A 5,617-nucleotide genomic window follows, 5' to 3' on the forward strand; every position below is an offset into this window, starting at 1 on the left:
TACAGGGTAAAGGAAGACGGAAGGAACAGGGTGGGACTGGCGAATGCCTACTGCTCGCTGCTCTGACGCCGCAAGCGCCGGCCGTCCGTCGCGGCTAGAATGCTTTCCATGTCGCTCAAGGAAAACCTCCGCAACTGGGCGCGCCGCCTCAAGCGCGACGGCGTCGCCCTCTGGTTCGCCAGCCGCCATCCCGGAACGCCGTTTGCCGCCAAGCTGCTGAGCGTGTTCGTGGTCGCCTATGCGCTCAGCCCGATCGACCTGGTGCCTGATTTCATTCCCGTGTTCGGCTATGTCGATGATGTGCTGCTGCTGCCGGCACTGATCTGGCTCGCCATTCGCCTGATCCCCGAGGACGTGATGGGCGAGTGCCGCCGGAAGAGCGAGGAATGGATGGCGCGCGAAGGAAGCAAGCCGCGCAGCCGCTGGGGGGCGGTGTTGATCGTCGCCATCTGGCTGGCGGTCGCCTACGCGGCCTGGAGAGCGTAGGCGCTATTCCGTGTCCGCGAGCGAACTGCCCGGTTGCTCGCAGAGCCGGGATTCGAGCAGGCGCGCGAAGGCAACGACTTCCTTTGCGCCGGCAAGGTCGCTGACGAAGCAGGCGTCGCCCGCATCCAGCATCAGCCTCGCCTTCACGGCCAGGCGGAGCACATCCTCGCGCTTGATGGGACGTTGTGGGTTATTCATATCGGCGGTTCCAATGTGAGCCATCTTGCCACTCCAATGCTACGCCGGCGTGACAGTGCGGCCCGGCCGCTCCTGCTTCGTCGCGCTGATGATCTGGAAATTGCCGAAGAAATACGTCGAGCGCTCGCACTGCCAGCCGCCCTTCGATTCGAGGTAGCCGACCGGGTCGTGCGTATCCCACAGCGCCAGGCCGAGCGGTTCGAAGACCTTGAAGTACGCCCAGCTCAGTGCGCGCAGCACGCGCGGTCCGGGACGGTGGAATTCGCCGACGAACAGCTTGCCGCCCGGTGACAGCATGCGCCCCGCTTCGTTCAGTGTCTGGCCCTTCAGGTCGTGCGGCAGTTCGTGCAGCAGGAAGAAGATCACGTTCACCGCCGCCACGCCGTCAGCCTGTTTCATGCAGGTGGCGTTTTCTTCGATGAATTCGACGCGGTCGAGATACTTGCCCAGCTTGCTGCGCGCGTGGTCGAGTTCGTTGGGGATGATGTCGACGATCAGCACGCGCTCGGCGCCGGCCTGGAACGCGGCCTTCACCACGCGCGGAATGACGTTGCCGAATGCGCAGGAGGTGATCAGCACCTTCTTGCCGCGCAGGTCCATCTGCCGCATCCCGGCCACGATCTTCGATACCAGGCGATGGTACTGGAACAGCAGGATGGCCGAGATGACAGGCTGGAAATCGACCAGCTTGATGAGCTTCATGTTCGAGTACACCGGGTACACATGCGCGCTTGCGGTGCGTCCTGCCGGCGTCAGTGCGCGCAAAACCAGCGCCCCACGCGTGAACACAAAGAAAAACAGGGCCGTCGACGCCAGTACGCCAAATAGCACCAGGGCCGCCGTCACCACCCACGTATTCATTTCATCTCCTCGTCAGAAAAATTCTGTATAGAAGACGTGGAGCAAAACTGATGCCATGCAGCATCAGGGGCGAAAACGAAGAATATGGGGTGATTTTCCCGGATGTGGGAAGGAAGGCGTTCCCGGCGGCTGGAATCCGCCGGGGAGGAGAAGATCAGGCTGTTATCAGGCTGCTTCCAGTTCCTCGTACAGCGCGAGGTATTCCTGGCTCAGCTTGTGGCGTGCGTCGAGATGAATCATCGGCAAGCCGCGGTCGTGCGATTCGCGGATCTTGATCGAACTGGAAATCTTGCTCGACAGGACAGGCAGGCCCTCGGCGAGCAGCTCATCCACCATGCGCTGCGGCAGGCTGGCGCGCGCCTGGAACTGGTTCACCACGATGCCTTCGATGACCAGTTCGGGATTGTGGTCGGCGCGGATTTCGCCGACGTTGTTCATCAGCGAATACAGTGCCTGGCGCGAGAAGTCGTCGCAGTCGAAGGGGATCAGGCAGGTGTCGGCCGCGATCAGCGCCGATTGCGTGAAGATGTTGTAGGCCGGCGGCGTGTCGAGGAAGATCTCGTCGTATTCCTTTGCCAGCTCGTTGAGCATGTCGCGCAGCTTGTAGATCTTGTGGCGCGATTCCAGCTTCGACTGCAGCTCGCCGATCTCCGGATGCGAGGGCACCAGCGACAGGTTCTCGAACGGTGTGGCGTGCACGTAGTGCGTCGCCGGCTTTGGATAGATCACGAAGGCCAGCGTCTGCTCGAAGTAGTCGGCCAGCGTTGGCGATGCTTCCTTGGTGGCTTCACCCAGCAGGTAGCGGCTGGAATTGCACTGCGGATCGAGGTCGATGAGCAGGGTTTTCTTGCCATGACGCGCTGCGATGGCGGCAAGGTTGACGGCGATCGTCGATTTGCCGACGCCGCCTTTCTGATTGAAGATGACGCGTTTCATGCAATCTTCCCGGGAAGTGTGGACTGCCGGAATGATAGCAGTTGCTGCAGTGCGGAAAAAGGGAAATCGGGAAATGTGGTGGCGTCCCCACGGGGATTCGAACCCCGGTACTCACCGTGAAAGGGTGATGTCCTAGGCCTCTAGACGATGGGGACGTTGAGAGGCAGATATTGCTTGAAGGGGGCGAACTTTACCGTATAAACGCCGACTTGCCAAGTACCTCGGCAAAGTTCGCCCGCCGGCAGGGTGATTATTTCTCGGCGAAACAGTAGAAAAGGCCGTTGCCGCCGGTACTCTTTATCCCCTCCGGGTCGCAGCCGCGCGTGGGATGGGAGGAATTCCACGACGTGGCCCAAGGCGTCGACGGCAGCGGCCCCGCGGCGTCATGGTGGCCGGTCATCGCCGAGCCTTCGGTGCCGCTCTTGGTCCAGTTCCCGCACGTCATGTCGGGAAACGGCTGTCCCGGGAAGGCAGTGCCGTCGGGGCGCGATCCGGTCAGCATGTCGTGCATGTTGGGTTGCTCCGTGCGGCCGTTCACGAGGCGGCCCTTCTCATCCAGCGTGGTTTCCTTTTTTACATTGGCCGCGGGCGAGTGCAGTTCCTCGACATTGCGCGCGATCAGGACGCCCTTAGCGTTATGCCATGGCCCCGGTCCGATGCGATCGCGCGCGTTGACGAATTTCGGATCGCTCAGTCCGCCAGTGGCCTGCGTACTGAGGTAAGCGCGCCAGGTGTGCTTGCCCGCGCCCGCCGCTTCGGCCAGCGACTGGCAATGCTTGTCCGCGCCTTCGAGTCCGCCGAGGTCTCCGCCCTTGCCCGGACCGGTACTGGTCACGAAAAACGTCATGTCGCCGCCCGACGATTCCATTCCCGCGCAACCGGCCAGCGCCAGCACGCAACCTGCAAGCAACGCACTCGTTTGTCTCATGCCTTTCATCGTGATCTCCTTGTGGTTTGTTTTCGATTCACAACGCTGCTTCATCAACGGACGATTTGCGCTCCGCCAGCCTGATACGGTACGACATTTCCGGATTTGGCGTATTGTGCCGGGTCGCCGAGGAGAACAAGCATGGCAAGGAATATCGAAATCAAGGCACGCATTCGCAGCGTGGAGGCACTCAATCCGCTTGTGGAAGCGATCGCCGCCGAGGGGGCGGTCGAGATCGTGCAGGACGACACCTTCTTCCATTGCGAGAATGGACGGCTGAAGCTGCGCGTCTTCGCGAGCGGCGACGGCGAGCTGATTTTCTATCGTCGCGCCAACCAGTCGGGGCCGAAGGAATCATTCTATGTCCGCACGCCCACCGCATCGCCCGATACCCTGCGCGAGACCCTCACGCTTGCGTACGGACAGGCGGGACGCGTGCGCAAGCACCGAACGCTCTACCTTGCAGGCCGCACCCGCGTGCATCTCGACCGCGTGGAAGGGCTGGGCGATTTCCTCGAACTGGAAGTGGTGCTGGAAGAGCATGAAGGCGCCGAAGCGGGCGTGCGCGAAGCGCATGCGCTGATGGCGCGGCTCGGCGTGCAGGAATCGCAGCTGGTACAGGCCGCATACGTCGACTTGTTCTAGCGCGGCGAGTTTGAGGGCTGGTGTACAGCGTGCCTGGCTGTCGTGAAATGAAAAGGCCCGCCGAAGCGGGCCTTGAATCGTGCGGACCCGATTACTGCTGCTTCTTGCGGCGCGCGAAGGCGACGCCGGCAAGGCCGAGGCCGAGCAGTGCGATGGAAGCGGGTTCCGGGACTTGCGTCGACGGGGTGAATTCGGCAGCGACGTTCAGGAAGCCCGAGCCGACACTGCCGTCGACCGTATAGACGTACCAGCCGAACAGGTCATTGGTTGTGAGAGCGAGGCTCACGGAGCCGGACGATGCCGGCATCAGGGAAATGAAGTTGCTGTTCACGAAGTAGCCGGCGGGGTCCCAGGTGTAGTCCCAGTCATTGGTGCCGTAGCTCCAGCTGAACGACATCTGGCCATCCGTCGACATCGTTTCGGAATAGGTCGTGAAATTGTTGCCGTTGCCGTTATTTCCGCCTACCAGCGTGAAGGACGGAAAGCTGCCCGACACGTAGCCGTCGCCGCCGTTCGTGTTGTTGACCGTATAGGCATTCGCAGCCATCGAGGCTGCCATCGTTACTGCAAGAAGTGCAAGTTTAATTAGACGCATATTTCCTCCTGGATAAAGCTGTTGAGCTTTAAGCAGGTTATGTGCCAATGGGAAATAGTTCTTTTTAATTAGTCACTTGCGCGTATATGTCGTGATGCTGGATTAGCGTGTGTAAATTTTTTCGACAGAAAGTGTCAAGCTTCTCGGCTACTATTTGTCAATTTTGCAACAGTCTCGTTTTACCCCGCGTTCGACGTGAACCGAACCGCAATTTCGCCGCGTTCCCCGAACCTGATGGCGATGTCCTGCTCCACGGGCACAAGAATACTGCCCGCGAACGATCCGGTAATCACCGCCTGTCCCTTCCGCAGTCCCGTCCCCCGGCCACGCAGGAATTCGACCAGCCAGTACAACGGCGCGCGCGGGTCGCCGTTCGGGTGCTTGCCATCCAGCACCTGCTCCGCGCCTTCCTCCATCCGGATGCGGATCTCCAAAGTCTCGACGGCGTCACCCGCGATTTCCGGCCCGAGCAGCATGCCCTGGTTGAGCAAGCCATCGGCCAGGTTGTCCAGGTACCCGGCCGAGGCCGGGTCGTCATAGCGGCTGCCGATCAGTTCCAGCGCAAGGTGGATGCGCGCGACCGCAGCGTCGACTTCCGCTGGCGAGTACGGCGTATTTCGTGCTGGCAGGTCGTGCCCGAGGATGAAGGCGAGTTCCGGTTCGATGCGCACCTGGCCCGCTTCCGTCCATACCGTGCAAGACCCGGCCGTGTGGATCGTGCCGGCATGGATGGGCGCCATGATGACCGGTGGATCGGCGTTCAGGCCGCACTTCCAGCCGCCGGCTTGTTCGCCCAGCTGTTCGATGACGCCGGCCTGGATTGCCAGCGCGGAAGCGATGTCCTGCGGTCGCAGGTGGTCCGGTAGCAGCGGTCCGGTGATGCCGGTGCGGCGGCGTGCGGCGAGCAGGGAGGCTGCCTGGGCGATATTGGTCATGATCGATGGCGTGGCGGGAGACAACCGCCGCAT

The 5,617-nt window shown here is 61.6% G+C and carries 8 protein-coding genes and 1 tRNA gene; 2 read left to right on the plus strand and 7 right to left on the minus strand.

The window, feature by feature from the left end; genetic code table 11:
• Positions 1-108 precede the first annotated feature (108 nt).
• Complete coding sequence (locus AYR66_RS21570; RefSeq protein ID WP_088709984.1) at positions 109-486, plus strand: YkvA family protein; 378 nt, start codon at positions 109-111, stop codon at positions 484-486.
• A 3-nt stretch (positions 487-489) separates the two neighbouring features.
• Here the strand turns inward: AYR66_RS21570 and AYR66_RS21575 are convergent, their stop codons facing one another.
• From AYR66_RS21575 to AYR66_RS21595, 5 genes are all read right to left on the minus strand, one after another.
• The gene (locus AYR66_RS21575; RefSeq protein WP_088709214.1) at positions 490-684 is read right to left on the minus strand and encodes a hypothetical protein; all 195 of its coding nucleotides are present in this window, start codon (positions 682-684) and stop codon (positions 490-492) included.
• A gap of 39 nt (positions 685-723) precedes the next feature.
• A complete protein-coding gene (locus tag AYR66_RS21580; protein WP_088709215.1) occupies positions 724-1,545 on the minus strand; it encodes a class I SAM-dependent methyltransferase in 822 nt (273 codons plus the stop codon).
• A 165-nt stretch (positions 1,546-1,710) separates the two neighbouring features.
• Positions 1,711-2,481 carry a ParA family protein gene (locus tag AYR66_RS21585; RefSeq protein ID WP_088709216.1) on the minus strand — a complete coding sequence of 257 codons (771 nt, stop codon included), beginning with the start codon at positions 2,479-2,481 and terminating at the stop codon, positions 1,711-1,713.
• Positions 2,482-2,560: 79 nt separating this feature from the next.
• Positions 2,561-2,636 (minus strand) — tRNA-Glu (locus tag AYR66_RS21590).
• A 95-nt stretch (positions 2,637-2,731) separates the two neighbouring features.
• A complete protein-coding gene (locus AYR66_RS21595; protein ID WP_088709985.1) occupies positions 2,732-3,418 on the minus strand; it encodes a hypothetical protein in 687 nt (228 codons plus the stop codon).
• Between the two features lie 132 nt (positions 3,419-3,550).
• Between AYR66_RS21595 and AYR66_RS21600 the strand changes: the two genes are divergently transcribed.
• Positions 3,551-4,054, plus strand: coding sequence for a class IV adenylate cyclase (locus AYR66_RS21600; protein WP_088709217.1), 504 nt, complete (start codon positions 3,551-3,553; stop codon positions 4,052-4,054).
• Positions 4,055-4,145: 91 nt separating this feature from the next.
• Here the strand turns inward: AYR66_RS21600 and AYR66_RS21605 are convergent, their stop codons facing one another.
• Positions 4,146-4,649: a PEP-CTERM sorting domain-containing protein gene (locus tag AYR66_RS21605; RefSeq protein ID WP_088709218.1), complete on the minus strand. Its 504-nt coding sequence runs from the start codon at positions 4,647-4,649 to the stop codon at positions 4,146-4,148.
• Between the two features lie 179 nt (positions 4,650-4,828).
• Positions 4,829-5,617, minus strand: a 789-nt coding sequence (locus tag AYR66_RS21610) for a 2-keto-4-pentenoate hydratase (RefSeq protein WP_088709219.1), incomplete at its 5' end; no start/stop codon positions are given.

The organism is Noviherbaspirillum denitrificans (assembly GCF_002211445.1).
GTDB lineage: Bacteria > Pseudomonadota > Gammaproteobacteria > Burkholderiales > Burkholderiaceae_D > Noviherbaspirillum > Noviherbaspirillum denitrificans.